The following is a 24887-nucleotide window of genomic DNA, read 5'->3' on the forward strand; positions in this document are numbered from 1 at the left end:
ATATGCTCGATGCAATTCTCTCAGTCCTAATCCTGGGGGCGATGATGAGCGCGATCTATGCGCTCGTCGCCATCGGGTTTACGATGATCTTCGGCGTCGGGGGTGTCTTGAATCTCGCCCACGGCGGATTGATTATGATCGGCGCGTATGCGTTCTTAGCGACGACTTCGCCTTCCGTCTTCGGGTCGATTACGGTTCCGACGGCGCTGGGTTTCGTCATCGCGATCGTCGTGACGGCACTCGCATCGTACGTACTGTACGCCGGACTCGTTCAGCATATCGAGGACAACATCGTGATCACGTTCCTCTCGACGGTCATGGTCGCACTCCTCTTGACGGAGCTCGTCCACCACGAGTTCGGCGCCAGTCCGCGGACGCTCCTGCCGATCGCCGACGGCTCGCTCCATCTCGCGGGAGTCGGCACTCGGATCAATTATATGTACATCCTCGGGTTCGCCGTCTCGTGGATCTCGATCGGGCTGCTGTGGTACTACGTCAATCGAACCGACGAGGGTCGGTCGATCCTCGCGTCGTCGATGAGCGAACGCGGTGCACAGCTCACCGGCGTCGATCTCAAGTCCGTGAAATCGCGAACGTGGTTGATCGCTGGCGCACTTGCCGGGATCGCCGGCGTGTTCCTCGGGACGCTCCAGACGACCTCGCCCGAGATGTGGCTCAGTCCGCTCGCGATCGCGTTCATCATCGTCGTGATCGGCGGTATCGGCAGCATCAAGGGATCCATCGTCGCCGCGTACCTGATCGGCTATCTCGAGCAGTTCACGCTCGAATTCCTCGGCACGGGGTATCAGGGAATATTCTCGCTGGTCGTCCTCGTCGCCGTCTTGCTCCTCCGACCGGAGGGGCTCTTCGGGAGGGAGTTTGCCCATGAGTAGCAAAACAGACCGTTCGAGTGGTATCGCCGGGCGCTTCAGGGGTGCCGCCGGTCGTGCCGGCGGCGTCGCCATCGATGGATTACGTACCATCACCGTCCCCCTCAACCGAGCGCTGCAGCCGCTCGCGAGCATCTACAACCATTCACTCGGTCGTTACTTCGGCGAGATGAACGGCCTCCAGTTCGTGTTGTTGTTCGGCTCGTTGCTCGGGCTCGTGACGATCCCGTTCTGGGGTAACTACACCCTGGTTCAGGCAACATGGCTCGCCTGTATCTGGGGAATCTTTGCGATGAGCTGGGATATCCAGAGCGGCTACACTGGGTACATCAGCTTCGGTCACTCGGTGCTCTCCGGCGGGGCGGCGTACACGACCGCGATGCTGGTATACAACGTCGATCCCGCGATGCCGATGCGGATCACGGTTCCCGTCTCGATCTTGGCGGCATTGGTCATCGGTCTCGCGATCGCGCTCCCGTCGCTTCGATTGAGTGGTCCGTACTTCTCGTTGATCACGTTCGTCGCCGTGTTGATCTTCTACCGGGTGATCCGGCCGCTGAGCGATTACACAGGTGGCGAAACGGGGATTACCGGCATCGAGTCGATATACAGTACCGATCCGGTGATGCGAACCTACGCGTTCATGATCCCGATGCTCTTGATCGCGGTCGCGCTGCTGACCGTCGCACGCTCGAACATCGGACTCATTCTCGTCGCGATCCGCGAGAACGAGTCGGCTGTCGAAGCTGCCGGCATCAACGCGACCAAGTTCAAGATCTGGTCGTTCGTCCTCAGCTCGATTCCGATGGGGATCGGCGGCGTGCTCCTCGCACACCGGTTTGGGACTGTCACTCCCAAAGCATTCGTAATCGTGGATAACAGCATCGAGATGATTGCGATGGCTGTCGCCGGCGGGATGAGTTCGATTCTCGGTCCGCTCGGCGGCGCGTTCCTCATCATCATGTTAGAGGACGTGGTCCTCGCGGGTTTCGAGAGCGAGATCAAGTGGTCGATCCTCTGGCTGATCGTCCTAGCGATCCTCGTGTTCGCCCGCGACGGCCTGTTCCGGAAGCTCTGGCACGGGCTCGACCGACTCGGGGGTGATCGCCGATGAGCGTCCTCGAGGTCGACGGACTCACGAAGAAGTTCGGTGGGCTCGTCGCCGTCGACGACTTCTCGTTCGAAGTCAACGAAGGCGAGATCGTCGGCCTGATCGGCCCGAACGGCTCGGGCAAGTCCACGGTGTTCAACTGCATCATGGGCATCTACGACGTCACCGACGGATCGATCCGATTCGACGGCGACGACATCACCGACGATTCGACCCACGAGGTCGTCAACAAGGGACTCTCGCGAGTCTCACAGGAATCGAACCCGATCGATTCGATGTCGGTCGCCGGCAACATCAAGCTGTTCACGCTCCCGAACAGTATCTTCTCGCTGCGCGGCGGTGCCAGCGAGGCGGAGATCTACGACTACGCCGCCCGCATCGACATCGAGGACGATCTCCACGAGATGCCGGACGAACTGCCCCACGCGGACGTCCGCCGGCTCGAGATCGCGAAAGCGCTGGCGACCGAGCCCGAACTGCTGCTGCTCGACGAGCCGTTCGCCGGGATGAACCAGGCGGAGATCGGCGAACTGGCCGCCCAGATCGAACGCTTCCGCGAGGAGGGGATGACGATGGTCGTCGTCGACCACAACATGGGCGGGCTGATGGAGCTCGTCGATCGGGTCGTCGTGCTCAACAACGGCGACTTCCTCGCGGAGGGAACGCCCGAAGAGATCGCTGCGAACCAGCGGGTTCAGGAGGCATACCTCGCTGGGGAGGGACTGTAATGACCGATCCGATACTCGAGGTCGAAGACCTCAACGTCTACTACGGAAAGTCGCACGCGCTGAAAGGTGTCTCGCTGTCGATCGAGGACGGCGAAATCTACGGCGTAATCGGCCCGAACGGGGCCGGCAAGACGACGATGCTCAACGCCATCGCCGGCTTCGTCGACTACGAGGGTACCATCAGGTACGACGGGACGGATCTCGCGACCGTGAGTCCACAGCAGCGCGTCAGGGATGGTCTGATCTACTGTACCGAGGATCGGGACCTGTTCCCGTACTTCTCGGTCCACGAGAACCTGCTGATGGGCGCACAGTTCCGGAACGACCGCGACGCGGTCAAAGACGATCTCGCGATGGTCTACGACCTCTTCCCGCGGCTGGACGAACGCCGCGAGCAGGAGGCCGAGACCATGAGCGGCGGCGAACAGCAGATGCTCGCCGTCGGCCGGGCGCTGATGAGCGACCCCGAGGTGCTGATGCTCGACGAACCGACGCTCGGGCTCGCACCGGTCATCATCGAGGACATCGGCGACGCGCTCGAGACGCTTCAGGACGAGACGGGGCTGACCATCCTGCTCGCCGAGCAGAACTCGACGTTCGCCCTGAACCACGCCGAGCGACTCTCGCTGATCGAAACCGGCGAGATCGAGTTGTCCGGTGCGCACGCCGAGTTCACCGACAACGAGTACGTCCGCGAGGCGTACGTCGGCGTCCACTGACGGCGGCTACGTTCATTTTTCGGGCGCGCCGAACGGAGAGCGACGGCGCTACTCGGCCGACTCGAGGCCGCCCTGGAACGCCGCGACGGCGTCGCGGAAGTCGTCGGGAATTCTGGTCGGCTCTTCGGTCTCGAGGTCGACGGCGACCTGTGTGACGGTTCCCTCGGCCAGAATTTCGTCGTCGCGCTTTCGTTTCGCCCGGTGCTCGTACTCGAGACTCGCTGTTCCGATGTCGGCGACCCGGAGTTCGTTGACGATTTCGTCCTCGAATTCGGCCCCGGTGTAGTAGTTCAGTTCCGTATTGACGACGTGGATCTGCCAGCCGTTCTCGACCATGCGGTCGTACCCGTAGTCGATCGCACGAAAGAAGGCGGAGACGGCCTCGTCCTGAAACGTGAAGTACTCGCCGTAGAAGACGATTCCCTGCTGGTCGGTTTCGGCGAAACGGACGCGGTTCTCGAAGACGGGCTGGAACGTGGGTCCGTCGGATTCGCGGTTCGGATCGCTCGTGTCTCGGTCTCCCATACCGGCAACGCCGCCGCAAAGAGCAAAACCGTACCGGCCACGGCAATCGGTCGCCGGCCGTCGGTGCCGAGCCGCTGCGCTGGAACCATCCGTTACAGCCCCTCTTTCATCGCCTCGAGGTCCTCCATCGCGTGGCCGCAGATCACTCGGGCGTCGTGGCGGCGCTCGAGGTCCTTGAGCGTCCGCAGGCTCTCGAGCCAGTGGCGCTTGCTCCAGAGGAGGTAGCCGCCCATGGGGAGTTCGTACTCGTAGTTCGCCCGCGTGTAGGCCTGATCGCCCGCGAGGATCACCGTCCCGGCGTCGTCGAGCTCGAGTTTCACGCCCAGTAGGCCGGGCGTGTGCCCCGGTAGCCGGAGCAGTTCGACGCCGTCGAAGAGCTGGTGGCGGTCGCGGTGGACGACGTTCCATTCGAGGTCGCGGTCGAAGTCGCCGCGAACGTACGCGTCGTCGCCTTCGTCGGTCGTGACGCTGTAGTAGGCGTGTTTCAGCTCCTCCTCGTGGACGAAGATCGGGGTCTCCGTACCCTCGAACGCGTAGAGGCCACCGGCGTGATCGAGGTGGAGGTGGGTCTGGATCACGGCGTCGATATCGTCGACGCCGTAGCCGGCGTCGGCCAGGTCGTCCTCGAGCGGCCGGAGATCGGTGTGTTCGAAGGTGGCGTACAGATCGTCCGGCCAGTGGCCGTCGGCGGCCTCGGGGTGGGAACCGGTGTCCCAGAGGATCGTCCCTTCGGAGTGATCGATGACGACGTTGTAGACCGGGCCGTCACCCATCATCGTCTCGGGGTTCGGCTCGTCGGCCGTCCCTCGAACGTACCCCTCGATGGCGTTGTTGACGTCGCTGGTGACCGTCCCGCGATCGATCGGCGTGAGCGTCGCGTCGACCATACGCGACCCACGACCGACTGGTGCTTATGACTGTGGGAATCGGTGACGCGTTCGATCGCTCGTCGCACCGATTCGGTGAACAGTCCGATCTCGCTGTCAATGCCTGCCGTACTTCTATCGGCCGTCGTGTCGTCGGTATCACATGGTCAGAGCTTCGACGGTGATTCTCGTCATCGGCGTCGGACTGCTGTTCGTCCCCATTCCGCCCGTGGCAACGATCCTCGGCGCCATCGTGATCCTCGTCGGTGCTGCCCTTCGGATCCTGACGGATCACTGATGGTGCAGTCGTCTCGTCGGATCGGGTCCGCTCGCTCGTCCGAGGCCTGCATCGTTAGGTTCACGGTTTTATTCGTCGGCGTGTGACGATCCCGTATGGCTTCGTCCCCACGCGTTCTCGTCGTCGGCGGCGGACTCGCCGGCCTCGTCGCCGCCCGCCATCTCGCCGGCGGCGGTGTCGACGTCACGTTGCTCGAGCGCCGCCGGACGGTCGGCGGCCGCGTCCGTACCGTCGAGCGCGACGGCTACCAGTTCGATCGCGGCTTTCAGGTGCTGTTCACCGCCTATCCGGCGGTTCGATCCGAACTCGACCTCGAGGCGCTCGACCTCCGTCGGTTCGCACCGGGTGCTACTATAGCCGGCCCGGACGGCGAGGCGCTACGCGCCTCGGAATCGTCGAGCGGGAAGCGCAGCGACCCGCGAGACACGGTCAGGTCGACGCTCGCCGACCCACTGCGAGAGCCGGCGACTGTGCCGGCGACGCTGTCCAATCCTCACGTCTCCGTCGGTGACGCACTGCGGATCGTCCGGCTCTGGTGGGACCTCCGCCGAACCGATCCGGACGCGATACTCGCGGACGGCGACGACACCAGTATCGCGTCGTATCTGCGCGAGCGCGGCTTCTCGGATCGATTCGTCGAGGAATTCCTCGCGCCCTTCTATGGCGGGATCACCCTCGATCGCTCGCTGTCGACCTCGAGTCGCGTCTTCGAGTACACGTTCCGGACTCTCGCGGCGGGCGACATCGCCGTCCCGGCCGCCGGGATGGGCGCGATTCCGGCCCAACTCGCCGACCGCGTTCGCGAGGTCGGTGGAACGATCGAGACGGAGACGGCGGTCGAGTCGGTTTCGTCGGCCGACGGCTCGCGTGACTCCGCCGAGGGCGTCACGGTCGACACGGCCGACGGAACCACCGAGGCCGACGCGGTCGTCGTCGCGACCGATCCGCCGACCGCTCGCGAACTGACCGGGGTCGATGCGATCCCCACCGAGGCGCGGGCCTGCGTCACCCAGTACTACGCGCTCCCGGCCGAGGTCGACCTCGAGACGGGCCGACGGCTCCTGTTGAACGCGAGCGAGCGAGGCCCCAATCACGTCGTCCCGCACAGCGCGGTCGCGCCGGAGTACGCCCCCGACGATCGGACGCTCGTCAGTGCGACGTATCTGGGCGACCGCACGGAGAGCGACGCCGAACTGGCCGAGCGAACGCGGTCGACGCTCGCGTCGTGGTACCCCGATCGGCGGTTCGACGGACTCGAGCCGGTCCACACCGAACGCGTTCCGTTCGCTCAGTTCGCCCAACCGCCGGGCTTTCGCCAGCGGTTGCCGGATATTCGGGATCCCGCTGGACCGGTCTATCTGGCCGGCGACTACACGCAGTGGTCGTCGATTCAGGGCGCGATGGAGAGCGGGCGGGCGGCAGCCAAAGCCGCCATCGACGACCTGTCGCGGTGAGACAGCTCGAGCGGCCACCGGTTGGTCGGGTTCGCTCCGCACGGCGCTCGACCGGTCGATCTCCTGGGAAATCGACGCCGTCATTATGATGTTGCATTTGCAACAACGGAACTGATGCCCGCTCCCGTCCAACCGGGACACAGAGCAGATTGTCTATGGCCATGGATGACCTCCTCGAGGGAACGTCGTTGACCGGGCGACAGGCGGCGATCATCTTCTTCACGTTCCTCGCGCTGATCATCCTCGCGGGGCTGCTCCTGATCACGTTCAGCGACTTCTTCAGAAATCTAGTGATGTTCGTCGAGCCGGCCGGTGCTCGAGTCGGTAGCTCGACGCTCGTCGCCGGAGCCGGGCTCTAACGCTGCAGGCGCGAGGCGAGCGTCTGTTCACCGGCACGTCACAGCAATCGGCGCAACTCCCCCAGTTGCGGGAACCAGAGCGTCTCGCCGCTCGAGTCGTCCCGCACCGCCGGATGAAACTCGTCAGGGTTTCGGACGAGCGGCGTCTGGAAGTCGCGGTCGCGCATGCCGTTGACCGTCGCGCCCGCCGCGAGGCGGGTAAACGCCGGGAGGACGAGCACGGCGGCCCCCTCGTAGGCTTCGGGGCCGTAGAGGACACAGGGGCGTTTGCGCCCGTCGACCGACAGCGCCGGATGATCGTGGCCGACGACGTACCGCTCGCCAGTAGATTCCGGCCGTTCGTGCCCGTGACAGATGACCGTCTCCCCGTCTGCTAGCCGGTACTCCGCCGTCGTCTCGCCGTCGAAAGCCGACTCGAGCATCGTATCGTGATTCCCGGGCGTGACGACCAGCTCAGCGCCGGCCGCGTCGACGGCGTCGGCGAACCGCGACACGTCGCGTTCGACGCCGAGCGGGAGTCGGGAAAACGAGTGGAGCAGGTCGCCCGCCACGACGACCTCGTTCGGCTCGGTCTCCTCGAGGTGCCCACGGAGGCGCTCGACGACGTCGGTTCCGTCGTCGATCGGGGCGTCGACGCTCGAGGCGGCCGCTTTGCCGAGGTGGACGTCAGCGATGACGAGCGTTTCGATGGCGGGGAACCAGACGGCGCGGTCGCGGACGGAAAACGGGACGTCGACGGTGATCTCGGAGTCCGTCATCGCTCGGCGTCGGGGGTTCGCTCACCGCCGTCGGCTCGGACCTCCTGGCCGAGCGCGTCGGCGAGGTCGTACTCCGAACCGGTCAGGATGTAGAGGACGTCCTCGAGGGGTTCGACGACCTCGGGGAGGATGCGGAGGACGAGGTAGGTGATGCCCAGTAGGGCGACGATCGACAGCGACTGGGCGATGAAGTTGTGCGAGACGAGGTACGAGGTCCGGTTGGCCGGCGCGCCCATATACTCCGTGACGATGTAGACGAAGATGTCCTGCTGGAACCAGCCCCACGGCGAGGCCAGCCCGATGAAGACGTTTCGGACGAGGTTGAGAAACCAGATGACGCTGATGGCGAGCGCGAAGGCGGCGCCCTTCCGCTTCAGCGGCGCTTTGACCGCGGCGATGAGGCCGCCGAAAATCGCCATGCTGCCGATCCCCGTACAGGACACGACGATGTAGGTCGTCCGGCCGGTCACCGTCTCGTCGGGGTCGAAGGCGAAGCGACTCTGATATCCGTTCGCCCCCTCCTCGATGCCGGGGCTGTGGCCGAACAGTTCCATCCCGAAGTGGGTCTGGGCGGCGGTCGTCTCGATCAGCCAGGTCTTGACGAACGGAATCGTCTCGACCGGTAGGTAGATCAGTCCCATGAACGCGACGGCCTTCGAGAGCAACAGCAGCGACTCGCGGCCCTGGACGAGCAGATACCCGGTGTAAGCACACAGCGGCAGCGCCGCGAGCGTCAGCATGGTCTCGATCGGGCTCTTGACCTCGAGGTAGTAGTGAGGGACCATCGTCAGCCAGAAGACGCCGAAGACGACCCAGGCCCCGGCTGCGACGTATCGCGCGAGGTCGACGTTTCCGGACCACTCGAGGGCCATCGCGACGACGAACGCGGCGATCGCGATCCAGATGATCGAGTCCGACAGCGGGATCGAACCGACGCTCACGGCCGCGAGCATCGTGGGTCCCGCCGCCACGGCATCGGCGACCGTACTGGAGAGGGCGGTCGTCGCTGGTAGGGCCGGCATACTCAGGCTAACCAGATGGACTCTCCCGCTATCAACTTGACGCCTCCGGGTGGTCGGCCGATCGAGGGACCGTGTACCTTTTTGCCACCCTGCCGAAAAGGCTAGCCGTATGGTCGACGTCCTCGACAACAAGCGGGCTGCGACGCGGTTTCGCATCCTCGTCCAGATCGCCGAGCGCCAGCCCGCGGTCAGTCAGGGGGAGATCGCAGAGGAGGTCGGCGTGACGAGCCAAGCCGTCAGCGAGTACATACGCGAACTCGTCGACGACGGCCTCGTCGAGAAGGAAGGCCGGTCGCGCTATCGGGTCACCCGCGAGGGCGTCGACTGGCTCTTTCGCGCGGCCGACGACGTCCGCCGATTCGCGGACCACGTCACCGGCGACGTGCTCGGCGCGATGAGCGAGGACGCCTACATCGCGACCGACGACATCGAGGAGGGCGATACCGTCTCCCTAACGGTTCGGGACGGACTGCTCCACGCGACCCCCGGCGGCGAGGGCCCCGCAACCGGCATCGCGACGACCGACGCCGCGGCCGGTACCGACGTCGGCATCACCAGCTTCGAAGGCGTCATGGAACTCGAGCCGGGCTCCGTCACCGTCCTGCAGGTGCCCTCGATCCGCGCCGGTGGAAGCCGTGCGATCGACGACGAGACCGTTACCGCTGCCTGCGAGGACGCCGAGCTCGTCGTCGCGGCCGGCGTGGAAGCCGTCGTCGCCTGCCGACAGGCCGGTGCCGACCCCGCCGTCACGTTCGCGGTCGGCGACGTCGCCGCCGACGCCGCTAATCACGGCCTCGCGGTGACCGCCGTCGCCACGACCGACGCCGTCGGCCGGGTCACCGACGCCCTTCGGGACGCAGACGTCTCTTACGAAGTCCTCGAGGGCTGAGCTCCACGCCGAGGGCAATTCTCCCAACACCTTTAGGCACGGTCCCTTTGCCAGTGAAGACGCACGCTTCACGTAGAGACCAGTATGGATCAGTCGGACGCCTTTCGAATCCTTGCCAGCGCTGATCGGCAGTATCTCTTCCACGAACTCGTCGAACGGGACGGCGCGAGCACCGTAGAGACCCTGTCACGGATCGTTGCCGTCCGGCGACACCGGACGACCCTCGGAAACGTCTCCGACGCGGAGATCGACCGGACTCGCGTTCGCCTCGTTCACATCCACCTCCCGCAACTGCTCGAACGAGGTATCGTCGATGTCGACTGGTCCGATGAGACGGTCGCGTTCAGCGAGGACGCCGAGATCGACCTCTTGCTCGAGAGTGCCGCGGAACTCGACCAGTGGCCCCCGAAGCCGCGGGTGAGCCGGCCGCTCTCCGCTCGCTTCTGATCTCGAGCCCGTCGCTTCCGATCACTGACGCGGAACGTCTCCGATCGAAAACAACCGCGAACCGGCGCCGACCGTTCGCCTTCAGCCGATATACCGCAGGTCGTCGTCGGTCGGGACGTCCATCTGCTGTTGCTGTTCCATCTCCTGGATCTTGCCGATGACTTCCTCCATCTCGTCGGCCCGCTCGTCCAAGGACTCGTAGTCGAGTTCGAAGCCGAGCACCGTCTCGAGTACCTCGAGGACGGCGCGGGCGCTCTTGGGATCGACGAGGTAGCCGCTGGTCTCGCCCATCAGGCACGTCGCGTCGAAGCCGCGGCGTTCGCCGAGGCCGAGCAAGAGCCCGGAGACGCCGACGATGCCGCCGGCGGGCTCGTCTTCGCGGAACTCGACGCCAGCTTCCTCGAGTTCGTCGAGGAGCGACTCGTCGTTGACGGCACCGACGACGGCGTACTCCTCGATGAGTTCGCCCGTCGGAACGCCGCCCAGCGCGTAGACTTCCGTCGCGCCGAACTCTTCGGCGATGTCGAGGAAGGCGTCGGTCAGCACGTAGTGGCCCTCGTTGGTCTGGGCCTGATGGTCGCCCGTCAGCAAGAGGAGGTCACGACCCTCGGGGACGTCGACGGCGTAGATCTCGGCACAGGTCAACTCGGAGACGCCGTCCTCGACGCTCACCTGCGGCGGGAACTCGCGGGAGTAGATCCGGCGGACGAGCGTACTCTCGCCCTCGAGTTCCTCGAGGAGGTGTTCGACGGCGAGGGTGCCGACGTGTCCGACCCCCGGCAACCCCTCGACGAGGACGGGGTCGTCCAGTTCGACCTCGGCGACTGCGTCGATCTCGAGTTCGTCCATACCGTATCAGCGACGGCGACGTTTAAGAGCGCGTCGGTACTCGCCGTGCGGGTCGTTCGGATCGAACGGGGCCGGCGCACTGTTTTCCGCCGGCTCGCCACAGTCGGGGCAGGTGTCAGAAAGGGTATACACCGGGCGATCGTGGGCCTCGCGCCACGCCGAACACACCCGGATATCGGATTTCATTACTCGTCGTCGGTCCGGCGCTCGCGGTGGTACTCGCCGCTGCCGTCGTGACCCTCGATCGCGGTGATCGCACGCTGTGCGCTCTCTTCGAGGTGGGATTCAGCGGTCTTGTAGTTCGGCGCTTGCACTTCGATCCGGTACTCGGGCGCGCCGACGTAGCTCACCTCGAGGTCGACTTCGTCGGGGATCTCGCCGTTGCCGGCGGCGGCCTCGAGCGCTTCGCGGATGCCGTCGACGCCGGTGGACGAGGGGTTCTCGAGGTCGACGTAGCCGGTGACGTTGACGTACGGCACCGAGACGTTTTCGCGGGCCGTCTCGACGATCGATTCGATCTCGTCGTCGTCGAGGTCGGTGTCCGAGAGCGCTTCCTCACCGTGGATCGCGGCCTGCTTGAAGCCGTCGTAGAGGCTGCCGTGGACGCCGATGAGTTCGTTGGCGATCGCGGTGTAGTCTTCGTCGTCGATCTCGTCGCCGAAGGCCAGTTCCATCCAGTTGTCGGCCTTCTGCTCGTTTTTCCACTCCTGGATCTTGTCGGAGCGCTGGTGATCGTTGACGTCTTTCAGCGAGAGGTCGATCTGCTGGGACCCCTCGTCGACGTCGAGGACCTTGCAGACGACGATCTGGCCCTCGCGGACGTGATCGCGGACGTTCTTGATCCAGCCGCTGGCGACCTCCGAGATGTGGATGAGCCCGCGTTTCTCCCTGTACTCCTCGAGATCGACGAAGACGCCGAAGTCCTCGATTTCGTCGATCTTGCCGACGACGAGTTCGCCGGGGTCGGGCCAGCCGCTGTACTTCATCGTGACTCTACGGTCTCGAGGACTTCGTGGTCGATCTCGGCGTTGCCGCCGGTCGGTCGCGCGAGCGTCGTCCCGCAGACGGCGCAGGCGACCTCCGTGGAGGCCTTGCCGAAGACGGTCTGTTCGTTCTCGCAGTCACTGCATCGGACGCTGTAGAAATTTCCTGCCATTGAAATCACTCCTGGAACTCGAGTCGGCCGGCGCGCCATCCTTCGCGGAGGTGGGCCTTGCCGCACTCGCTGCAGCGGTACTTGAGGTCGGTTTTCTTGGTGGGCTTTTCGCCGGCGGGCACTTTCGAGAAGCGACCGGAGTTCCCGATCGACGAGGAGTTACGCCGAGTTCGGCGAGCGTCCCACTTCATTCCCGAGGAGCGGCCGGTTCGGGACTTCTCGACTTCGTGTTCGTGGTGTTCGTTACAGAACGGGCAGTACGTATTGAAGCGGCGTGGCATCTGCATGGTTATCTCACTTGCTGTGGGCTATGGCAGCGCCGTTTAAAACCCGTTTGGTTCGTCGGCGTGAACCGCCGCCCCTCTATCAGATTCGTCCGAGGGCGGAGCGGTTCGTCCGCCCCTCCGAAGCGTTTAATCGTCTCTCCTGTGAACGCTCGGGCATGAAGCAACTCATCATTCACGGCGATCCCGGGATCCGTAACGGCGCGATCGTTCGGTACGAGGGAGACGACGGGGAGTCAGAGGTCGTCTGTTTCGGCATCAATCGAAACGGCGAGTATCACGGCCCCGATCGAGTCCAGCTCTGGTGTACCGTCGGCGAGGAAAACGAGTACGAGGATTACGAGAAACGGAACTTCACACCGCACTTTCTCGACGTCGACCGCGTCGACGCCGAGGACGTCGAGGTCGTCCGGGAAAAAAGCGATCTCGCGGTCTGAATCGTCGTCGCTGGCGGTCTCGTTTTCTGCCGGCCTCCTCACCGCTGGACACGGATCGGCCACGTGACCGAGACGGTCGCGTCCCACCAGCGCCATTCCAGGATCAGCCAGGCGATCAGCAGGCCGATCGTTCCGACCGAGGCGGCCGTTTCCGTGATACCCATCCAGGGCGGCCGGACGAACAACAGCCCGTTCCTGATACGCGACGGTACGACACTCACGAGCGGACTGACGGAGCCGGACTCGGCGCTCTCCATCGTCCGACTCGAGGTGACTCCGGCGCAGTTTCGACGAGCCTGCGTCGGTACCGGATTGTTTCAGTCGACCACGACTGGCTGTGACTGACCGGTCGGAAATGATGCCGGAAAATCACTTTTCGGCGGCCGAGACGCGTAGTAACCGCAAAAGGGAAATCGGCGGCGTCGAACAGATGAATACGCTCGAGACCGACATGACTGATTCCCTAGTAGAAGCGGTCCGAATGCGGGCCCGCGCGTTGTTCTCACCGGCCCGGTTTGGCCAGTTCGTCGGGGTCGGCTTCGTCGGTGCGGCCGTCGACAACGTCGTCCTCGTATTGCTGGTCGAGGCGACGTTCCTCGGGCCGGTCGTCGCGAAGTTGCTCTCCTGGGAACTCGGTATCGCGGTCATTTTCGCGGTCAACGAACGGTGGACGTTCGCGAGCTACGGCGATGGCGGTCTGCGAGCGCTATGGGGGCGGTTCCTGCGCTCGAACGTGGTCCGATTAGGGGGGTTTCTAGTCACGCTGGCCGTGCTGGCCGTGCTCGTGTGGCAGTTCGACGTCTGGTACGTGGCGGCCAACGTGATCGGGATCGGTGTCGGGTTCTTCGTCAACTACACCTGCGAGAGCCTCTACACGTGGAAGGTTCACAAGGAATAGCGACAGAAATCCGCATACGGCAGTCGAATCACAACCCTTAACTAGCACACTCGGTTACGAGATGGTAGCGGGATGGGATAGCCAGGAGATTCCGGCGGGCTCATAACCCGCAGACCGGTAGTTCAAATCTACCTCCCGCTACTTTTCGACGTGAACAATAACGAGGAACGGAGTGACGAGTGCCGTGAACGTCGAAGGTACGACGAGTAGATTTGAATCAGGGAGCGGCTACGCCGCGACCGTGGTTCAAATCTACCTCCCGCTACTGTTCACGAATTCAGCGACGAACGACGCGCACAGCGAGGGGGACGTCCGAACTCGCTGAGCGTTTCTCCGTTCGTTAGTCGTCTCGCCGTGTCTCGAGTCGCCTACTCGCACGCTTTCGAACGCGTTTCGCCTGCGGCCTCGTCGCCGTACGGTAGTTAGAGCACGCATCAATTGGCCGATGACGGTCTCCACACCCTCACTTCCAAAGCTAGCAAGGTAGCCGTTGAAGAAGGTGCCTCAGTTAGCGTATCGCATGGTGTCGGAACTGGGCAGGGGCCGCCTCGTTGCCGACGGCGGGTCGACCTTCGTCACGGAGTTCGATGCCGACGAATCGGCGGTGTGTGCGATTTCACGAAGCATCGCTGCCGTGAAAGGCGTTTCCGAAACGGAACTCGAGGCGTTGTATCACCGAATCGAGATCGACGCATTGGACCGGATGATCCGGCACGCAAACGGACGTGACGGCTCCGTGCTGGTCGAGTTCACGATCGATGGATACACGGTTCGCGTCACCGACGAACGGGTCATTCGGATCAGTTTCGACGAGTTCGGATCGTCGACGACCGACGACTGCTGACCGAGTGCTGGCCGACCGCACGAAGAGGGCGGTTGCGATAGCTGAACGAGACGCGCCGTTCACTCCTCGAGGACGATTTCGGTGCGATCGACGAGCCCCTGCTCGGCGGCATCCCCGCGAGCGAGACGGACGGTGATCGCATACGTGCCGGCGTCGACGGGTTCCCACTCGTCGTCGGCGACCCGGATTCGCTGGGGCCACTGTCGCCGGAAGCGTTTGCGCTCGCGCCGAGAAAAGGAGAACGCCGTCGGGCGATCGGGCATCGCCGGCGGTACCCGTGAGGCCTCGCGATAGCCGTCGACGGCCCAGGTCCAGCGAGTCGGCGAGTCGGTCCGAAGCCGGATCGGGACGGGGAGCCGGTTGTGAAACTCGACGGTGATCGTGACCGGTTCGCCGCGCCCGTATCGCCGTTTGTCGGTCGAGACGCTGACGTCGATCGCCCGATGTCGCAGCGCCGTCGGCGTGAGCGCGTGGCTGAGCGCCGCCCAGTCGACCGACCGACTGCCGCGTTCGTGGTCGTCTCCCGCTCCGGGTTCGAACGGGCCCTCGTCGGAACGCTCGAGCGTTCCGGAGCCGTCACGTCGTTTCATCGGTCGCTCCCTCGAGTGCAGTGTCCGAGCGGTTCGATTCCTGGGCGGCCTCGAACCGCTCGTCGAACCGGTGACAGGCGATCGGATGGTCGGCCGTTCCCGGTGCCAGCGCCGGCGCCGTCGTCTCGCAGGGCGTCTCGAACGCCGACGCGAGCCGATCCCGCGCGCTCTCGAGGTCGCCCGCGGCCGCGGTCTCGAGCGCCTCCGAGAGGGCGGCGTCGGCGTCGGGATCGGAGAGCCGCCGGGGAAGACCGTGGGCAGCCCGGATCGCCGCCGGCACGTCCTCGCGCTCCGCTGATCGTGGAAGCAGCGCCTCGAGCCCTGCGCCCGTCTCCATCGCGTCGTCGAGGCGAGTCCGAAGCGTCATCACCGACCGGAACGCGTTCGTCTCGAGGTCGTACGCCGCGGGCGGGATGACTTTCGGGCAGCGGGTGTGGAACCGACAGCCGGCCGGCGGGTCGGTTGGCGACGGCACGTCACCTTCGAGAACGATCCGGTCGCCCCCCCAGCGGGGGTCGGGTTCGGGGATCGCCGACAGCAGCGCCTCGGTGTAGGGGTGGGACGGGGCGTCGAAGACCGCCGGGGTGGTCCCGGTTTCGACGAGGGTCCCGAGGTACATCACGGCCACCCGGTCGGCGACGTGTTCGACGACCGAGAGATCGTGTGTGATGAAGAGGTAGGAGAGTCCGAACTCCTCCTGGAGGTCGTCGAGCAGGTTGCAGATCCCCGCCTGCACCGACACGTCGAGCGCGGAGACGGGCTCGTCGCAGACGACGAGGTCGGGTTCCACCGCGAGCGCGCGGGCGATGCCGATCCGCTGGCGCTGACCGCCGGAGAACTCGCGGGGATAGCGGGCGGCGTGGTCGGCCTGCAGTCCGACCGTCTCGAGCAGCTCCCGGACGCGCTCGTCGCGACGGTCGGGCGGGACGACGTCGTGAACGTCGAGGCCTTCGCCCACGATGTCGCCGACGGTCAGTTGCGGGTTCAGGCTGGCGAGGGGATCCTGGAAGACGTACTGGATTTCGGTCCGCAACTCCCGGAGTTCGGTGCGCGAGCACTCGGTCAGTTCCCTGCCGCGGTAGGTGACCGAGCCGGCGGTGGGCTCGAGCAAGCGGACGAGCGTCCGGCCCAGAGTGGTCTTGCCGCAGCCGCTCTCGCCGACCAGTCCGAGCGTCTCGCCGGCGCGAAGTTCGAGGTCGACGCCGTCGACCGCCCGAACGGTCTCGCCGCGGCCGAGCAACCGCTCGAGAAGGCCGTCGGCGGTGGTGAAGTGCTTCTCGAGGCCCTCGGCCCGAAGCAGCACCTCGTCGTCGCAGTCGCTCGCCGTCATTTCGACTCACCCGACTGTCGACGTTCGGGACGGTTGCCGTTCGCTTCGGTCCCCCCGTCAGGCACGTCTCGCACCTGTACCTCGTAGTCGAGTCCGTCCTCTAAGTCGCCGGTGTACTCGAGACAGGCGGCGACGTGAGCCTCGGGATCGCCCTCGTCTGGGGCCCCCGATGCCGTCTCGACTAGCGGTGGGGCGCGGCGGGCACAGACGTCCTCGGCGTAGGGACAGCGCGGGTGGAACCGGCAACCGGTCGGCGGGTCTACGAGGTCGGGGGCGGTCCCCGGAATCGTCGCGAGGCGTTCGCGGTCGTCGCCGAGCCGGGGCGTCGCGGCCAGCAGGCCGACGGTGTAGGGGTGTTTCGGGTCGTAGTACAGCTCCTCGACCGGCGCTCGTTCGACGATCTCGCCGGCGTACTGGACCAGCACCCGTTCGCACAGTTCGGCGACGACGCCGAGATCGTGGGTGACCAGCTGGATCGCCGTCTCGGACTCGGTCGCGAGGTCGGCGAGGAGCTCGAGGATGCCAGCCTGGACCGTGACGTCGAGTCCGCTCGTCGGCTCGTCGCAGATCAGCAGGGCGGGATCGCCGGCCAGCGCCATCGCGATGACGGCTCGCTGTTGCATCCCGCCGGAGAACTCGTGGGGGTAGTCCGAATAGCGCGCAGCGGGCTCCGGAATGCCGACCCGCTCGAGGAGGGCGATGGCCCGATCACGGGCCTCGTCGTCGTCGGCGGCCTCGTGGGCGCGGATCCCCTCGGCGATCTGCTCGCCGACGGTGTAGACGGGGTCGAGCGCCGCTCCGGCGTCCTGGAACACCATCGCGATCTCGGTGCCCCGGACCGCGCGGAGTTCGTCGGCCGACAGCTCGAGGACGTTCTCCCCTCGAAAGCGAATCTCGCCGCCGACGATCTCGCCGCCCCCCTCGAGCAGACGCAGGAGCGCGAGGCTGGCGGCGCTCTTGCCGGCCCCGCTCTCGCCGACCAGTCCGAGCGTCTCGCCGACGCGGATCTCGTAGCTGATGCCGTCGACGGCGCGGACCGGGCCGTCCTCGGTGTAGTAGCGGACGGCGAGGTCCTCGACCTCGAGCAGCGCCATCAGCGCAGCCGCCTCCGTTCGTCGGCCGCGTCCCGGCCGGGGTCGAGCGCGTCGTTGAGTCCGTCGCCCACGAGGTTGATCGACAGCACGAACAGGAAGATCGCGAGCCCGGGGAAGACCGTCACGTGCCAGTCGCCCCGGATCAGCGAGCTCCGGCCCTGCGAGAGCATCGCGCCCCACTCGGCGCTGCCGGGCTCGAGGCCGAGGCCGAGGAAGCCGAGCGCCGCCGCGGTGAGGACGACGGTGCCGACGTTGAGCGTCGCCTGGACGACGACTGGCGCGACGGCATTGGGAACGACGTGTCTGCGAACGATCGTCCGATCGGGGACGCCGAGCGCCCTGGCCGCGGTGACGTACTCGCGTTCCCGGATCGAGAGCACCTCGCCGCGCAACAGTCGGGCGTACCCGATCCAGCCCGTGAGCACCAGCGCCACCACCACCGTCCAGAACCCGCTGCCGAGGAACGGCACCGGCTCGAGGATCGGGACGAGCGCGATCGCCAGCACCAGGAACGGGAAGGCGTAGAGGACGTCGACGATGCGCATGATTATCTCGTCGGTCCAGCCGCCGAAATATCCCGCGATTGCCCCGAGCGGGACGCCGACGCCGAGCGCCAGGACGACGGCGACGAGCCCGATGCTCAGCGTGTACCGGCCGCCGACGAGGACCCGCGAGAACAGGTCGCGGCCCGCCCAGTCGGTGCCGAACGGATGCGCCGGGGAGGGCGGGGCGTTCGCCGGGCCGACGAACGTCTCGCCGGGACCGTAGGGGGCGAGCGAGAACGGTTGCAACGTGACCGTCACCTGCGCCGTCGACACCTCGATCGGCCGAGCGAAGACCGCCAGGACGGCCATCGCGGCGATGACTCCCAGCCCGACGGTCGCCGAGCGATTCCGCCGAAACCGACGCCACGCGCTCCGGAGCCGCCGCCGTCCCGATCGGTCGGGCTGCGATTCGGTCGCCGACTCGGGCGTCGTCGTCGAACTCGAGTCGAACTCGTCCCGCCGGTCTTCGACGGCCTCGTCGAAGCCGACGACGCGAACTCGACCGCGCTCGGTGGTGGGACGTCGGTCGCTCATGGTCAGTACCGGATGCGTGGATCGAGGATCGCGTAGACGATATCGACGAGCAGGTTCGCGAGGACGATCGCGACGCCGACGAGCAGGACGGCCGCCTGGATGACCGGGTAGTCCCGCCGGAGGATCGAGCGGACCAGCAGCCGTCCCAGTCCCGGCCAGGAGAAGATCTGCTCGACGACCACGGCGCCGTCGACCAGAAACGCCAGTTGCAGGCCGGCGACGGTGACGACCGGGAGCAAGGCGTTTCGCAGGACGTGTTTCAGGATCACCGTTCGCTCGCGAAGCCCCTTCGCACGCGCGGCCCGGACGTAGTCGGCCTCGAGTTCCCCGAGCATCGACGACCGAAGCAGTCGGGTGACGAGCGCCGCCGAAGCGGTTCCGAGCGTGACGGTCGGCAACAGCATGAACTTCGCCATCGCGAGGCTCGCGAGCGGTGCGTCGGGAGGGATGACCCGGAACCAGCCCAGTCGGACGCTGAAGACGAGCAGTAGGACGAGCCCGAGCCAGAAGTTCGGCGTCGCGATCCCGGCCAGTGCGGCGACCCGACTGAGTTCGTCGGCCGGTTCGCCACGATTGACCGCCGCCACGATTCCCGCCGGAATCCCGATCGCGAGCGCGAGCAGCCACGCCGCCACACCCAGCGCGACCGTCGCCGGGAGCCGGTCTGTGATCGTCGCCGCGACGTTCCGGCCGGAGATCACCGACTCGCCGAACTCGAGCGCGACCGCGCCCTGCAACCAGAGCAGGTACCGTTCCCAGACGGGCCGGTCGAGATGGTACTCGGCCCGAATCGACGCCTCGACGGCCGGACTGACGTCCCGGTAGCCGGTGAGCACGTCGACGGCATCGCCCGGAAGCAGGTAGACGAACGAGAACGTCAGCGCGGTGACGCCCAGCAGGACTGGCACCGCGACCGACAGCCGCCTGACGACGTAGCGACCGAGCGACATCGGTGGGCGTTAGTTCGGCCGGACGTACTCGTCGGCGATCCGTTCTCGGAACGACTCGCTGACGTACTCCTCGAGCAGCGGCGAGATCGGCGTGTATCCTACCTGCCCGATCCCGTAGTAGACGTTCTCGAGGATGCGTTCGCGCGGGATCAGCATATTGCAGCCGCGGCGGACCGAGGGCTCGGAAAACGGCGGGAGGTAGGCCGGATAGAACACCACGTCGTAGCTGCCGCCGACGCGGCGACCGACGCCGTAGCCGCCGCGTTCTTCGAAGTCGGCGATGCTCGCCGAGGGAACGCCGTAACTGAAGTGAACGTTGCCGGCCTCGAGCGCGCCCTGTCGAGCGGACTTCTCCGCGATGATCTCGAGTCGGACGGTTTCGATCGGTGCCGTCCCCGGGACCGATTTGTCGCCCTCGAACCAGTGGTCGTCGAACCGCGTCATTCGCCAGTGGTTGCCGCTGTCGTGTTCGGCGAACCGGTAGGGCCCGGTCCCGATCGGCTCCGACTGGAGGTCGTGCTCGCCCTCGATCGCCGCCATCGGGACGATGGGAACGTTGAACAACGCCTGCTCGAACGGACCGTACGCTTGCTGACAGGTGATGTCGATAGTGCCGTCGTCGACGACCTCGCTGGTCTCGTACCAGTCGTAGACGTCGGCTTCTCGGGTCGTCCCCTCGTATCGCTCGAACGACCCCTTGACGTGGTCGGCGGTGAGCTCCTCGCCGTTGTGAAAGCGGACGCCGTCGCGCAGGGAAAACCGGTAGGTCGTGTCGTCGAGGCGTTCCCAGCCGGTGGCGAGCATCGGCTGGACCTCGCCCCCGAAGTCGATACCGACGAGTTCCTCGTAGATCAACGCCGTCGCCTGGCTCGAGACGGTTCCGTTTATCGCGACCGGATCGTAGTTCGTCACGTCGCTCCCGAGGTCGCCGATGAATTCGGTCGTCCCCTCGAGTTCGGTGTAGACGCCGGCCCAGGGGGCGTAGATCGCGTAGTAGGATCCCGGCCGGAGCGGGTACGTCTCCCAGCCGGTGACGACGTCGCCGTCCCAGACGTGGGTCGCCTCGCGAAAGCGGACGAACGACGCGGGTGAGTCGGCGACGAGCCGTTCCTGCAGGTTCCGATAGATCTCGATCCGTTCCTCCAGGTCGGTTTCCGTGAGTCCCGCGTCGATGTACTGGTCGACGGTCTCGTCCTCGTAGTGGCCGACGTTGAACCCGTTCGGCGTCCAGTTGTCCGAGTGAAACAGCATGTCGACGTAATCGCTGGGATCCCAGCCGCCCGTCCAGCTCGCGACGAACATGGCGTTCTCGTCGTTTTCGGCCGCGCCGACCATGAGGTCGACGTGGGAGCCGAACTCACGGCGTTCGATAGAGACGTCGAAAAAGCCCGTGTCGTTGAGTTCGTCCCGGAGGAGTTGCGCGAATTTCCCCCGCTCTTCGTCCTCGGTGATCGCGATAGCCGTCTCGAACGGCGGCTCGGTCCCCGTCGCCTCGAACCCCTCCTGAATCAGTTCCTCGGCCGGGCCGTCGGCCGTCACGCTGTTGAATTCGACACAGCCCGCGAGGCTGGCAATCCCGGCCGCCCCCTTCAGGAGTGAACGCCGCCGTAGCCGATCGCGCTCACCGTTTCCAACACTATCCCCTGTCATAGCCGTGGAATTCAGAACCCGCCACTATATTCCTTGTGATGAGCCGACCCCGTTCCGTTCGAAAAAACAGACTATAACCCCATTACTCACCATATATGTGGTCTAGAACTCGGAAAAGAATCACTATTTTCCAATTTTGCCGGTGGTAGACGGCGTGATGTGGCGATCGACTGTAGTTACTGATCGCCTTCTTCGTCGACGATGACGACTTCGCCGTCGACGACGTCGACGTTGATCAGCGTCTTGACGTCGTAACCGGCGTCGTCGACCTTGTTCTCGCCGCCGACTTTCTTGATGACCGCGACCGTGTCCACGACCTCCGCGCCGATCTCGTCGAGCGCCGTGAGGACCGACGCGAGCGTCCCGCCCGTCGAGAGCACGTCGTCGAGGACGAGGACGCGCTCGCCCTCGCGGACGTCGTTGATGTACATCTCGTTCTCGGAGTAGCCCGTCTTCTGGGAGATCGCGACCTCGTCTTCGAGGCCGTACTCGCGCTTTCGGATGACCGTCAGCGGGATGTCGGTCATCAGCGAGACGGCCGTCGAGATGTGGATGCCCATCGCCGCGGGGGTGACGATCCGGTCGACTTCCTCGAGTTCGGCCTTCCGGATGATCCGGATGACGATCTCGCGCAACAGCGTCGGGTCGAGCTTGGGGAGCCCGTCGCTGATCGGGTGGACGAAGTAGTGATAGCCGTTCTTCTCGATGATCGGCGCTTCGAGGAGCGACTGCTTGAGCTGATCCATGTCGTGGATCGGACGGAAGTGGAGTAAAAGTTGGCGATCCGCGGAGCGCACGGTCGGACCGCTGTAGGTCAGTTTCCGAGTACCCGCGAACCGTCTCGGTTGCTCCGATAAATCGTTACAGCAGACCGTCTCACTCGTCGACGCCGTAACTGAGTTCCGGCGGCTGATCGCCGTGACCCAGTCGCATGTTTCGTTCGTGGTAGATGTGGGCGGCTGCGGTGAGCGTAAACGTGCCCGCGATGATCGCCGTCCAGGTCAGGTCCGTCAGCAGCGTCAGCGGATAGATCTTCAGCCAGAGCGCGGCGACCAGCGCGCAGCTGATCGCGCCGAGCGAGAGGTAGAGTTCGCGCCAGGCGAACTCCCGGCCGGGAACGATCTCGAGGTAGACGCTGATGTCCCGCGTTCGCTCGGTCGCCTCGATGACGCCCCGGTCGGAGTCGAACGAGAGGATGCCGGCCGTGTCCATCTTCGGGAGGTGCGTCTGCTGGAGCGTCGTGTAGACTCGCTTTCGCTGTTCGGGCGTCACTCCCTCGAGGCTCGTTTCGTACTCCCAGGCGGCGACCTGTTGTGCCAGATCGCCGAGTTCGACGGGCCGGTCGTCCTGCTTGAGAAACTGGAGCACGTAGCGACGCCGCTGATTGCGCAGCACCTCGAAGATTTCGCCCTTGGTGAGGGGGTCGGGGCCGGCGTCCGTACCGGCATCACCGTCGACAGTGTCGGCGTCCGCGTCCAATTCCCCGTCGGGCGCTGGCTGTTGTTGCGCCACGTCGTTCACCTCGGGGTGCCAGCCGATGCCGGTGATTCTTTCTCGCTCGAACCTGTTCGAAGACCCATTAGTTCGCTCGAATGAACTGCACCCATATAGTTCCCCTGACGAACTCACCGATCGATTAGTCCGCGCCCGAATCGCCGCCCAGCACCGCGGCGATCGAGTCCGCGATCTCGCCGCCGAGACCGGCTTTCGTCCCCTCGTAGCGGGCTGCGTCGGTCGCGTGGACTAGCAGCGCTTTCGTCTCGTCGGCCCCCATTACGCTCGCGTCGTTGGCGACGACGAAGGTGAGATCGGCCCGCTCGAGGGTTTTTCGAGCCTGTTCGATCATCGCCGCTTCGTCGCCCGAGGTTTCGGTTTTGAAGCCGACGATCGGTAGGTCGGGATACTCGTCGCGGATCTCGTCGATCAGCTTCGGCGTCGGCTCGAGCTCGAGGGTGAGTTCCTGCCCCGAGCGGATCTTCTCGTCGCTCGTCTCGACGGTGTAGTCGCCGATCGCGGCCACGGAGACCATCGCGTCGGCGTCGTCGCAGGCCTCGCGCGTGGCCGCGAGCATCTCGCGAGCGCTCTCGGCCGCCCGAACGTCGGCGTAGGGCACGTCGGGGCCGTCGTGGACGAGCGTAACCTCGGCCCCGCGGACGTAGCAGGCCTTCGCGACGGCCCGCCCCATCTTGCCCGACGAGCGGTTCGTGATGACGCGCACGGGATCGATCGACTCGCTGGTCGCCCCGCTCGTGATTACGACGTGCTCGCCCGCGAGCGGCCGCTCGCCGGCCGCACGGGCCACGTCGCTGACGATCGCTTCCTCGCTGGCTATCTTGGCTTTCCCCTCCTCGATGCGCGGGTCGACGAACTCGACGCCCCACTCCGAGACGGTGTCGATGGCCTCGAGCACGCCGGGATGGTCGTACATCGGCTCGTGCATCGCGGGCGCGATGACGACCGGCGTATCGGCGCCGAGCGCGGTCGTCGCACACGTCGTGACGGGCGTGTCGTCGACGGCTCCAGCGATCTTGCCGACGGTGTTAGCTGTCGCCGGTGCGATCAGGAGCACGTCGGCCCAGCCGTCGTAGCCGCAGAGTTCGACGTGTTCGACGCTGCCGGTGATCTCGGTGACGACCTCGTTCTCGGTGGCGAACTCGAGCGCCCACGGGTGGATGATCCCCTGCGCGCTCCCGGTCATCACGCCCCGGACCTCGGCACCCTGCCGTCGCAACTCGTGGGCCAGTTCGACCGTCTTGACGGCCGCGATCGACCCCGTCACCCCGAGCGCGACGTTGATTCCCTCGAGCATTCGTCTGCCATTCCCTCCCGGGGTGTGTTAAGCGTAGCGAGGCGTCGCCGGAACGCGCACCCCGCTGCTCGCCGCGACGGCTTATTCCTCGGCCGCGAGGTCGACCCGTTCGGCGAGCCACTCGAGGGCTCGATCGACCGTCTCGGGATCGGTCCCGGTCACTTTCAGCCGGTTTCGCCGCTCCGTGTCCGGATAGCTTCCGATCGTCACGTCGAACCGCTCGCGAACGCCGTCGATGGCCGCTGCCATCGATCCTTCCGGCTGTGGCGTGTACGCCACCCGCGAAACCGCGTCACCGCTGAACTCGGCGGCGACCCGCTCGTACAGCGCCTGCATCTCCGCCGGCACGCCCGGGAACGCGTAGACGTTCTCGAGCACGCAGCCGGGACAGAGCCCCTCGGGGTTGACTACCGGTCGACTGCCCTCGGGCAGCGCCGCCCAGGCGTCGACGTCGAACTCCAGCTCGTCGGCCGTGACCGTCTCCGGGTCGAGGCCCCGGTAATCCGCGACGGTCTCGAGGACGTCCCGACGGACGGACTCGTCGACGACCAACTCGCGTCCGAACGCGTCCGCGAGTGCGTCGGCGGTGACGTCGTCGTGGGTGCCGCCGAGGCCGCCGGTCACGATCGCGGCGTCGACGGCGGTCGTCCACTCGCTGACCGTCGCCGCGATGCGCTCGCGGTCGTCCGGGATCGTCAGGATTCGATCGACGGTCGCGCCGCTGTCGGTCAGCCGGGTCGCGAGCCACTGCGCGTTCGCGTTCGCGATATCTCCGGCGAGCACTTCGTCGCCGACGGTGAGGATGGCGACCTCCATCGGCGGATCCGACGCGCGCGGCGGACAAAAGAGTG

General features: G+C 65.7%; 32 protein-coding genes and 1 tRNA gene. 13 read left to right on the plus strand and 20 right to left on the minus strand.

Annotated features, from left to right (window positions below):
- The first annotated feature begins 2 nt into the window (after nt 1-2).
- From NDO75_RS02985 to NDO75_RS03000, 4 genes are read left to right on the plus strand one after another with little or no spacing between them, the layout of a single operon-like run.
- Complete coding sequence (locus NDO75_RS02985) at nt 3-893, plus strand: branched-chain amino acid ABC transporter permease (RefSeq protein WP_310904619.1); 891 nt, start codon at nt 3-5, stop codon at nt 891-893.
- Nucleotides 886-2004 carry a branched-chain amino acid ABC transporter permease gene (locus tag NDO75_RS02990; RefSeq protein WP_310904620.1) on the plus strand — a complete coding sequence of 373 codons (1119 nt, stop codon included), beginning with the start codon at nt 886-888 and terminating at the stop codon, nt 2002-2004. Before NDO75_RS02985 ends, NDO75_RS02990 begins: the two co-directional genes overlap by 8 nt.
- Entirely contained in the window at nt 2001-2729 is a 729-nt protein-coding gene (locus NDO75_RS02995) for an ABC transporter ATP-binding protein (protein WP_310904621.1), read from the plus strand. The genes NDO75_RS02990 and NDO75_RS02995 overlap by 4 nt, the downstream gene beginning before the upstream one ends.
- On the plus strand, nt 2729-3448 hold the full coding sequence (locus NDO75_RS03000) for an ABC transporter ATP-binding protein (RefSeq protein WP_310904622.1): 720 nt from the start codon (nt 2729-2731) through the stop codon (nt 3446-3448). The genes NDO75_RS02995 and NDO75_RS03000 overlap by 1 nt, the downstream gene beginning before the upstream one ends.
- A gap of 48 nt (nt 3449-3496) precedes the next feature.
- Here NDO75_RS03000 and NDO75_RS03005 read toward each other — a convergent pair whose 3' ends face one another.
- Both NDO75_RS03005 and NDO75_RS03010 read right to left on the minus strand, forming a co-directional pair.
- Entirely contained in the window at nt 3497-3973 is a 477-nt protein-coding gene (locus NDO75_RS03005; RefSeq protein WP_310904623.1) for a thioesterase family protein, read from the minus strand.
- Between the two features lie 92 nt (nt 3974-4065).
- Nucleotides 4066-4860 (minus strand): N-acyl homoserine lactonase family protein, encoded by a 795-nt coding sequence (locus NDO75_RS03010; RefSeq protein WP_310904624.1) that lies wholly within the window; start codon nt 4858-4860, stop codon nt 4066-4068.
- A gap of 142 nt (nt 4861-5002) precedes the next feature.
- Between NDO75_RS03010 and NDO75_RS03015 the strand changes: the two genes are divergently transcribed.
- The 3 genes from NDO75_RS03015 to NDO75_RS03025 all read left to right on the plus strand — a co-directional run bounded on the left by NDO75_RS03015 (nt 5003) and on the right by NDO75_RS03025 (nt 6950).
- A complete protein-coding gene (locus NDO75_RS03015; RefSeq protein WP_310904625.1) occupies nt 5003-5137 on the plus strand; it encodes a transporter in 135 nt (44 codons plus the stop codon).
- Between the two features lie 95 nt (nt 5138-5232).
- On the plus strand, nt 5233-6591 hold the full coding sequence (locus NDO75_RS03020) for an NAD(P)/FAD-dependent oxidoreductase (protein WP_310904626.1): 1359 nt from the start codon (nt 5233-5235) through the stop codon (nt 6589-6591).
- Nucleotides 6592-6746: 155 nt separating this feature from the next.
- Complete coding sequence (locus tag NDO75_RS03025) at nt 6747-6950, plus strand: hypothetical protein (RefSeq protein ID WP_310904627.1); 204 nt, start codon at nt 6747-6749, stop codon at nt 6948-6950.
- Nucleotides 6951-6988: 38 nt separating this feature from the next.
- Here the strand turns inward: NDO75_RS03025 and NDO75_RS03030 are convergent, their stop codons facing one another.
- Nucleotides 6989-7708: a metallophosphoesterase gene (locus NDO75_RS03030; RefSeq protein ID WP_310904628.1), complete on the minus strand. Its 720-nt coding sequence runs from the start codon at nt 7706-7708 to the stop codon at nt 6989-6991.
- Nucleotides 7705-8730: an archaeosortase A gene (artA, locus tag NDO75_RS03035; RefSeq protein WP_310904629.1), complete on the minus strand. Its 1026-nt coding sequence runs from the start codon at nt 8728-8730 to the stop codon at nt 7705-7707. The genes NDO75_RS03030 and artA overlap by 4 nt, the downstream gene beginning before the upstream one ends.
- 109 nt (nt 8731-8839) lie before the next feature.
- On the opposite strand from artA, the gene NDO75_RS03040 reads away from it, so the two are divergent.
- A complete protein-coding gene (locus NDO75_RS03040) occupies nt 8840-9619 on the plus strand; it encodes a MarR family transcriptional regulator (RefSeq protein WP_310904630.1) in 780 nt (259 codons plus the stop codon).
- Nucleotides 9620-9703: 84 nt separating this feature from the next.
- Nucleotides 9704-10066: a hypothetical protein gene (locus tag NDO75_RS03045; protein ID WP_310904631.1), complete on the plus strand. Its 363-nt coding sequence runs from the start codon at nt 9704-9706 to the stop codon at nt 10064-10066.
- An 81-nt stretch (nt 10067-10147) separates the two neighbouring features.
- On the opposite strand, the gene NDO75_RS03050 is transcribed toward NDO75_RS03045, so the two are convergent.
- Genes NDO75_RS03050 through NDO75_RS03070 form a run of 5 tightly spaced genes read right to left on the minus strand, consistent with a single transcriptional unit; the run spans nt 10148 to nt 12358 of the window.
- Nucleotides 10148-10915 (minus strand): proteasome assembly chaperone family protein, encoded by a 768-nt coding sequence (locus tag NDO75_RS03050; RefSeq protein WP_310904632.1) that lies wholly within the window; start codon nt 10913-10915, stop codon nt 10148-10150.
- 6 nt (nt 10916-10921) lie between these two features.
- Nucleotides 10922-11101 (minus strand): RNA-protein complex protein Nop10, encoded by a 180-nt coding sequence (locus NDO75_RS03055; protein ID WP_310904633.1) that lies wholly within the window; start codon nt 11099-11101, stop codon nt 10922-10924.
- Entirely contained in the window at nt 11101-11901 is an 801-nt protein-coding gene (locus NDO75_RS03060; RefSeq protein WP_310904634.1) for a translation initiation factor IF-2 subunit alpha, read from the minus strand. Before NDO75_RS03060 ends, NDO75_RS03055 begins: the two co-directional genes overlap by 1 nt.
- Nucleotides 11898-12071: a 30S ribosomal protein S27e gene (locus NDO75_RS03065; protein ID WP_310904635.1), complete on the minus strand. Its 174-nt coding sequence runs from the start codon at nt 12069-12071 to the stop codon at nt 11898-11900. The genes NDO75_RS03060 and NDO75_RS03065 overlap by 4 nt, the downstream gene beginning before the upstream one ends.
- A gap of 5 nt (nt 12072-12076) precedes the next feature.
- Nucleotides 12077-12358, minus strand: coding sequence for a 50S ribosomal protein L44e (locus NDO75_RS03070; protein ID WP_179262743.1), 282 nt, complete (start codon nt 12356-12358; stop codon nt 12077-12079).
- Between the two features lie 155 nt (nt 12359-12513).
- Between NDO75_RS03070 and NDO75_RS03075 the strand changes: the two genes are divergently transcribed.
- On the plus strand, nt 12514-12792 hold the full coding sequence (locus tag NDO75_RS03075) for an HAH_0734 family protein (protein WP_310904636.1): 279 nt from the start codon (nt 12514-12516) through the stop codon (nt 12790-12792).
- Nucleotides 12793-12830: 38 nt separating this feature from the next.
- Here NDO75_RS03075 and NDO75_RS03080 read toward each other — a convergent pair whose 3' ends face one another.
- Nucleotides 12831-13049 (minus strand): hypothetical protein, encoded by a 219-nt coding sequence (locus NDO75_RS03080; RefSeq protein WP_310904637.1) that lies wholly within the window; start codon nt 13047-13049, stop codon nt 12831-12833.
- A 194-nt stretch (nt 13050-13243) separates the two neighbouring features.
- Between NDO75_RS03080 and NDO75_RS03085 the strand changes: the two genes are divergently transcribed.
- The 3 genes from NDO75_RS03085 to NDO75_RS03095 all read left to right on the plus strand — a co-directional run bounded on the left by NDO75_RS03085 (nt 13244) and on the right by NDO75_RS03095 (nt 14534).
- Entirely contained in the window at nt 13244-13690 is a 447-nt protein-coding gene (locus NDO75_RS03085; protein ID WP_310905168.1) for a GtrA family protein, read from the plus strand.
- 66 nt (nt 13691-13756) lie between these two features.
- A tRNA-Met gene (locus tag NDO75_RS03090) sits at nt 13757-13831 on the plus strand.
- Nucleotides 13832-14210: 379 nt separating this feature from the next.
- On the plus strand, nt 14211-14534 hold the full coding sequence (locus NDO75_RS03095; RefSeq protein WP_310904638.1) for a HalOD1 output domain-containing protein: 324 nt from the start codon (nt 14211-14213) through the stop codon (nt 14532-14534).
- A 59-nt stretch (nt 14535-14593) separates the two neighbouring features.
- On the opposite strand, the gene NDO75_RS03100 is transcribed toward NDO75_RS03095, so the two are convergent.
- From NDO75_RS03100 to NDO75_RS03145, 10 genes are all read right to left on the minus strand, one after another.
- Complete coding sequence (locus NDO75_RS03100) at nt 14594-15124, minus strand: hypothetical protein (protein WP_310904639.1); 531 nt, start codon at nt 15122-15124, stop codon at nt 14594-14596.
- Nucleotides 15111-16454: an ABC transporter ATP-binding protein gene (locus NDO75_RS03105; RefSeq protein WP_310904640.1), complete on the minus strand. Its 1344-nt coding sequence runs from the start codon at nt 16452-16454 to the stop codon at nt 15111-15113. Before NDO75_RS03105 ends, NDO75_RS03100 begins: the two co-directional genes overlap by 14 nt.
- The gene (locus NDO75_RS03110) at nt 16451-17548 is read right to left on the minus strand and encodes an ABC transporter ATP-binding protein (RefSeq protein ID WP_310904641.1); all 1098 of its coding nucleotides are present in this window, start codon (nt 17546-17548) and stop codon (nt 16451-16453) included. Before NDO75_RS03110 ends, NDO75_RS03105 begins: the two co-directional genes overlap by 4 nt.
- Nucleotides 17548-18627: an ABC transporter permease gene (locus NDO75_RS03115; protein WP_310904642.1), complete on the minus strand. Its 1080-nt coding sequence runs from the start codon at nt 18625-18627 to the stop codon at nt 17548-17550. Before NDO75_RS03115 ends, NDO75_RS03110 begins: the two co-directional genes overlap by 1 nt.
- Before the next feature lie 2 nt (nt 18628-18629).
- A complete protein-coding gene (locus NDO75_RS03120; RefSeq protein ID WP_310904643.1) occupies nt 18630-19577 on the minus strand; it encodes an ABC transporter permease in 948 nt (315 codons plus the stop codon).
- 9 nt (nt 19578-19586) lie between these two features.
- Nucleotides 19587-21227, minus strand: coding sequence for an ABC transporter substrate-binding protein (locus tag NDO75_RS03125; RefSeq protein WP_310904644.1), 1641 nt, complete (start codon nt 21225-21227; stop codon nt 19587-19589).
- A gap of 176 nt (nt 21228-21403) precedes the next feature.
- Entirely contained in the window at nt 21404-21973 is a 570-nt protein-coding gene (gene hpt / locus NDO75_RS03130) for a hypoxanthine/guanine phosphoribosyltransferase (RefSeq protein ID WP_310904645.1), read from the minus strand.
- Nucleotides 21974-22103: 130 nt separating this feature from the next.
- Nucleotides 22104-22706: a hypothetical protein gene (locus NDO75_RS03135; RefSeq protein ID WP_310905169.1), complete on the minus strand. Its 603-nt coding sequence runs from the start codon at nt 22704-22706 to the stop codon at nt 22104-22106.
- A gap of 157 nt (nt 22707-22863) precedes the next feature.
- Nucleotides 22864-24036, minus strand: a complete 1173-nt coding sequence (gene coaBC / locus NDO75_RS03140; RefSeq protein WP_310904646.1) for a bifunctional phosphopantothenoylcysteine decarboxylase/phosphopantothenate--cysteine ligase CoaBC — start codon at nt 24034-24036, stop codon at nt 22864-22866.
- An 81-nt stretch (nt 24037-24117) separates the two neighbouring features.
- Entirely contained in the window at nt 24118-24852 is a 735-nt protein-coding gene (locus NDO75_RS03145; protein WP_310904647.1) for a molybdopterin-binding protein, read from the minus strand.
- Nucleotides 24853-24887 lie beyond the last annotated feature (35 nt).

This window comes from Natrinema sp. 1APR25-10V2 (assembly GCF_031626495.1).
Taxonomy (GTDB): domain Archaea; phylum Halobacteriota; class Halobacteria; order Halobacteriales; family Natrialbaceae; genus Natrinema.

Coding starts and splice junctions, on each gene's coding strand:
- NDO75_RS02985 (WP_310904619.1), top strand. CDS start 3: ATGCTCGATGCAATTCTCTCAGTCCTAATCCTGGGGGCGATGATGAGC.
- NDO75_RS02990 (WP_310904620.1), top strand. CDS start 886: ATGAGTAGCAAAACAGACCGTTCGAGTGGTATCGCCGGGCGCTTCAGG.
- NDO75_RS02995 (WP_310904621.1), top strand. CDS start 2,001: ATGAGCGTCCTCGAGGTCGACGGACTCACGAAGAAGTTCGGTGGGCTC.
- NDO75_RS03000 (WP_310904622.1), top strand. CDS start 2,729: ATGACCGATCCGATACTCGAGGTCGAAGACCTCAACGTCTACTACGGA.
- NDO75_RS03005 (WP_310904623.1), bottom strand. CDS start 3,973: ATGGGAGACCGAGACACGAGCGATCCGAACCGCGAATCCGACGGACCC.
- NDO75_RS03010 (WP_310904624.1), bottom strand. CDS start 4,860: ATGGTCGACGCGACGCTCACGCCGATCGATCGCGGGACGGTCACCAGC.
- NDO75_RS03015 (WP_310904625.1), top strand. CDS start 5,003: ATGGTCAGAGCTTCGACGGTGATTCTCGTCATCGGCGTCGGACTGCTG.
- NDO75_RS03020 (WP_310904626.1), top strand. CDS start 5,233: ATGGCTTCGTCCCCACGCGTTCTCGTCGTCGGCGGCGGACTCGCCGGC.
- NDO75_RS03025 (WP_310904627.1), top strand. CDS start 6,747: ATGGCCATGGATGACCTCCTCGAGGGAACGTCGTTGACCGGGCGACAG.
- NDO75_RS03030 (WP_310904628.1), bottom strand. CDS start 7,708: ATGACGGACTCCGAGATCACCGTCGACGTCCCGTTTTCCGTCCGCGAC.
- artA (WP_310904629.1), bottom strand. CDS start 8,730: ATGCCGGCCCTACCAGCGACGACCGCCCTCTCCAGTACGGTCGCCGAT.
- NDO75_RS03040 (WP_310904630.1), top strand. CDS start 8,840: ATGGTCGACGTCCTCGACAACAAGCGGGCTGCGACGCGGTTTCGCATC.
- NDO75_RS03045 (WP_310904631.1), top strand. CDS start 9,704: ATGGATCAGTCGGACGCCTTTCGAATCCTTGCCAGCGCTGATCGGCAG.
- NDO75_RS03050 (WP_310904632.1), bottom strand. CDS start 10,915: ATGGACGAACTCGAGATCGACGCAGTCGCCGAGGTCGAACTGGACGAC.
- NDO75_RS03055 (WP_310904633.1), bottom strand. CDS start 11,101: ATGAAATCCGATATCCGGGTGTGTTCGGCGTGGCGCGAGGCCCACGAT.
- NDO75_RS03060 (WP_310904634.1), bottom strand. CDS start 11,901: ATGAAGTACAGCGGCTGGCCCGACCCCGGCGAACTCGTCGTCGGCAAG.
- NDO75_RS03065 (WP_310904635.1), bottom strand. CDS start 12,071: ATGGCAGGAAATTTCTACAGCGTCCGATGCAGTGACTGCGAGAACGAA.
- NDO75_RS03070 (WP_179262743.1), bottom strand. CDS start 12,358: ATGCAGATGCCACGCCGCTTCAATACGTACTGCCCGTTCTGTAACGAA.
- NDO75_RS03075 (WP_310904636.1), top strand. CDS start 12,514: ATGAAGCAACTCATCATTCACGGCGATCCCGGGATCCGTAACGGCGCG.
- NDO75_RS03080 (WP_310904637.1), bottom strand. CDS start 13,049: ATGGAGAGCGCCGAGTCCGGCTCCGTCAGTCCGCTCGTGAGTGTCGTA.
- NDO75_RS03085 (WP_310905168.1), top strand. CDS start 13,244: ATGACTGATTCCCTAGTAGAAGCGGTCCGAATGCGGGCCCGCGCGTTG.
- NDO75_RS03095 (WP_310904638.1), top strand. CDS start 14,211: ATGGTGTCGGAACTGGGCAGGGGCCGCCTCGTTGCCGACGGCGGGTCG.
- NDO75_RS03100 (WP_310904639.1), bottom strand. CDS start 15,124: ATGAAACGACGTGACGGCTCCGGAACGCTCGAGCGTTCCGACGAGGGC.
- NDO75_RS03105 (WP_310904640.1), bottom strand. CDS start 16,454: ATGACGGCGAGCGACTGCGACGACGAGGTGCTGCTTCGGGCCGAGGGC.
- NDO75_RS03110 (WP_310904641.1), bottom strand. CDS start 17,548: ATGGCGCTGCTCGAGGTCGAGGACCTCGCCGTCCGCTACTACACCGAG.
- NDO75_RS03115 (WP_310904642.1), bottom strand. CDS start 18,627: ATGAGCGACCGACGTCCCACCACCGAGCGCGGTCGAGTTCGCGTCGTC.
- NDO75_RS03120 (WP_310904643.1), bottom strand. CDS start 19,577: ATGTCGCTCGGTCGCTACGTCGTCAGGCGGCTGTCGGTCGCGGTGCCA.
- NDO75_RS03125 (WP_310904644.1), bottom strand. CDS start 21,227: ATGACAGGGGATAGTGTTGGAAACGGTGAGCGCGATCGGCTACGGCGG.
- hpt (WP_310904645.1), bottom strand. CDS start 21,973: ATGGATCAGCTCAAGCAGTCGCTCCTCGAAGCGCCGATCATCGAGAAG.
- coaBC (WP_310904646.1), bottom strand. CDS start 24,036: ATGCTCGAGGGAATCAACGTCGCGCTCGGGGTGACGGGGTCGATCGCG.
- NDO75_RS03145 (WP_310904647.1), bottom strand. CDS start 24,852: ATGGAGGTCGCCATCCTCACCGTCGGCGACGAAGTGCTCGCCGGAGAT.